General features: G+C 72.1%; 3 protein-coding genes. 1 reads left to right on the top strand and 2 read right to left on the bottom strand.

From position 1 onward, the window contains the following. Positions 1-526: LysR family transcriptional regulator (locus tag VR44_RS47115; RefSeq protein ID WP_245691785.1), on the bottom strand; the 526-nt coding region annotated here is incomplete at its 3' end. 370 nt (positions 527-896) lie between these two features. On the opposite strand from VR44_RS47115, the gene VR44_RS13685 reads away from it, so the two are divergent. Further along, positions 897-1,391, top strand: a complete 495-nt coding sequence (locus VR44_RS13685) for a DUF4232 domain-containing protein (protein ID WP_094191616.1) — start codon at positions 897-899, stop codon at positions 1,389-1,391. A 39-nt stretch (positions 1,392-1,430) separates the two neighbouring features. Here the strand turns inward: VR44_RS13685 and VR44_RS13680 are convergent. Then, positions 1,431-2,496 (bottom strand): SulP family inorganic anion transporter (locus tag VR44_RS13680; RefSeq protein ID WP_045947748.1); only part of this gene is annotated, 1,066 nt, incomplete at its 5' end.

The raw sequence follows: 2,496 nt of genomic DNA, 5'->3' as shown, positions 1-2,496 counted from the left end.
GGGCGGCCGGCAGGAACCGTTCGCCGGCCGCGGTGAGCCGGACGTACCGCGGCGAGCGGTCGAACAGCTCCACCTTCAACTCCCGCTCCAGCCGGCGCACCTGCTGGCTCACCGCCGGCTGGCCGAGCATCAACCGGTCGGCGGCCCGTCCGAAGTGCAACTCCTCCGCTACGGCGACGAAGCACCGCAACTGGCGCAGCTCCACGTGATCCCCCGATTCCGGTCCTGTCCTGATCTGCGGCGGCCCGCGAAGACCCCCGGGCAGCGTACGGCCGGGCCGGGCCGCTCCCGCCACCCGGGGACGCCCTCGCCGCCGGGGCAGGGCGACCACGGACGGCTCGGGCCGGCGGGTCGGGAAGCGGTGCTGCTCGACCATTCCGGCGAAGTGCTCCCGGAAACCGGCGCCCACCGCGGCGTCGGCGCCCGCGGCCCGCAGCAGCGTGCGGCATGCGGGGAGCGGGTCCCCGGCGGGGCGGTGCGCACGGCCCTCCAGTCCACCGACGGCTACAACGCCTGGAACAGCCATCCCGGCTACGACGTGCCGAACTTCCACCGCATCGTCGTCCACGGCAGCACCGTGCCGTTGGAATGGCTCAAGCTGAGGCCCGGATCACCCACAGCTGACCGAACCCGGGTCGGCTCCTTCCGGCGGCGGCGGCGTGCAGGGGCGGTGCCGAAAGGCCGCGGGGCCACCGGGCCGGTAGGATGGTGCCACCGGGCACGCGCTGTTCAGCCGCAGGAGCCCGCCGGCAGGTCGAACCCCGGCGAGAGTACCGCCCGCGCCACACAGAGCCGGATGCCGACCGCCAGGCCCCTTGGGTGTCACCTGAGTGTCACCGGATGGACATCGTCGCGCCGAAGCCGCGTACTCCTTCGCTGACACGGGAGTTGGTGTCATGAGCAACATTCTGACCCGGGCCGCGACCATCGCTTCCGCAGCCCTCCTGGCAACCACCGGCACCTTGGCCGGTGCGGCACAGGCATCCGCCCCGCCGAGGACTCCGACCTGCCATGTGGCCGACCTGGACCTGGCCGTCGGCGACCCGGACGGTGCCGCGGGGTCGCTCTACTACCCGATCCTGTTCACCAACACGTCGACCCACATCTGCTCCTTGCGCGGATACCCGGGCGTCAGCGTCGTGGACGTACGGCACCGCCAGATCGGTACGTCGGCGATCCGGACCGGCGAGGCGGTGGAGACGGTGTCCGTGGTCCCGAGTGAGACCGTGACCGCCGTCATGCGCACCAACAGCCCGGGCGTGGCGAGCTGCCGACCGACGGCGACGTACGTCAAGGTGTATCCGCCGAACAGTTTCCAGGCCGAGCAGATTCCCTACCAACTGCGGGTATGCGGAGCCTTCGAGATCAGCCCGGTGCAGGCCTCTGAATGACCGCCGAGACCGCCGGCCGCGGGCCGTGCCGTGGGGATTTCACTGCTCGCCGGAGGGGGGCTCGGGTAGTTCAGGGGGTGTGTGGGGTGCCCACTGGGCTCCGGTGCGGCGGCGGAAGGCGTCGACTGCGACCTCCACGGTGGGGAAGAAGTGATCGGGGTCGATGGTCCGGGTGAGTCCGTACCGTTCGATCTTGCGGCGGACGGGGTCCTTCAGCTCGGCGAACACCAGGTGCACGCCGTCCGCGTTCAGCGCCTCGTCGAGGTCCTCCAGCACGTCGGCGGCGGTGGTGTCCACATCCGTCATGGGCTCCGCCGCGACGACGATCCAGCTCGGCTTCGGGTCCGCGTCGGCCAGCCGCCTGACCTCGTCGCGGAAGGTCTTGGCGTTGGCGAAGATCAGCGGCGCGTCGAACCGGTAGATCACCAGGCCCGGCAGCTGTCCGGCTCCCGGGTAGGAGCGCAGGTCGTGGTAGCCCTCCAGACCCTGCACGCGCCCCAGCAGGGTGTGGTACGGCCACCACACGCGCCGGAAGACGTTGAGGACGGACAGGGCCACGGCGACCGCGATACCGGTCAGCACCCCGAGCAGGGCCACGCCGAGGAAGGCCGCGACGCACAGCAGGAAGTCCGCCCGGCGCTGCCGCCACAGCCGGACCGCGCCCGGGATGTCGGCCAGCGACAACGACGCGGTGATGACCACCGCGGCGAGGGCCGGCTGCGGCAGATTGCGGAACAGCCCCGGCGCCAGCACGAGCATGAGGACGATGAGCAGCGCTCCGACGACCCCGGTGAGCTGGCTCCTGGCTCCCGCGCGCTCGGCCACCGCCGTTCGCGATCCGCTGGTGCTGACCGGGAAGCCCTGGAAGAGACCGGCCGCCAGGTTGGCGGCACCGACCCCCGCCATCTCCTGGTTGCCGCGGACCTCCTGCCCGGTGCGGGCCGCGAAGGCGGACGCGTTGGAGATCGTGTCGGCCAGGGACACCAGGGCGATGCCCACGGCGCCGCCGAGCAGCGGCCCGACGTCGGAGAGCCGGATGCCGGGGAGGGTGAACGGCGGGAAGCCCTCCGGAAGTTCGCCGACCAGGCCGACGCCGTGCTCGCCC

Origin of the sequence: Streptomyces katrae, assembly GCF_000966975.1 — a bacterium.
Lineage (GTDB): Bacteria > Actinomycetota > Actinomycetes > Streptomycetales > Streptomycetaceae > Streptomyces > Streptomyces katrae.
Note: the sequence above shows the minus strand (reverse complement) of the source record. Positions and strands in the feature narration are given on the sequence as shown.